At 63.4% G+C, this 454-nt stretch carries 1 protein-coding gene; it reads left to right on the top strand.

Going from position 1 to position 454, the window contains the following annotated elements; all coding sequences use genetic code 11:
- Positions 1 to 427, top strand: a 427-nt coding sequence (locus HB676_RS33645; RefSeq protein WP_213742823.1) for an integrase core domain-containing protein, incomplete at its 5' end; no start/stop codon positions are given.
- Between the last annotated feature and the right edge of the window lie 27 nt (positions 428 to 454).

The following is a 454-nucleotide window of genomic DNA, read 5'->3' as shown; positions in this document are numbered from 1 at the left end:
GGCCAACAACGCGCCCGAGCAGCAGGCTCGCTTCGACGACTTCCGCCGCCATTACAATCAGGAGCGCCCGCACGAAGCGCTTGGCCAACGGCCGCCGGCGGAGGCCTATACCCAGTCCCCGCGCGCTATGCCGCCTCGAGCAGAAGACCCCTGGTATGATGCCGATCACGAGGTCCGGCGCGTCCGCAGCAACGGCGAGATCAAATGGAAGGGCGAGTTTGTCTTCATCGGCGAGACGCTGGTGGATGAACTCGTGGGCGTTGCTGAACTCAACACCGGCGACTACGTCGTGCGATTCTGCGACCTGGATATCGGTCTTATCGACCGTCGCGGGCTCTTCACCCGGTTCGCTCCGCCGCGTGAGGGGCTCCACGAACCGGCTGAACAGCCCGCTAAACCCAACCTGTCGGGGATCATGCCGGTCTGAAATGTCGACAATCATCCCGGTTGAACC

The organism is Bradyrhizobium sp. dw_411, from assembly GCF_018449695.1.
Taxonomy (GTDB): domain Bacteria; phylum Pseudomonadota; class Alphaproteobacteria; order Rhizobiales; family Xanthobacteraceae; genus Bradyrhizobium.
The sequence above is the reverse complement of the archived record's forward strand: the minus strand, read 5'-3'. Positions and strand labels throughout refer to the sequence as shown.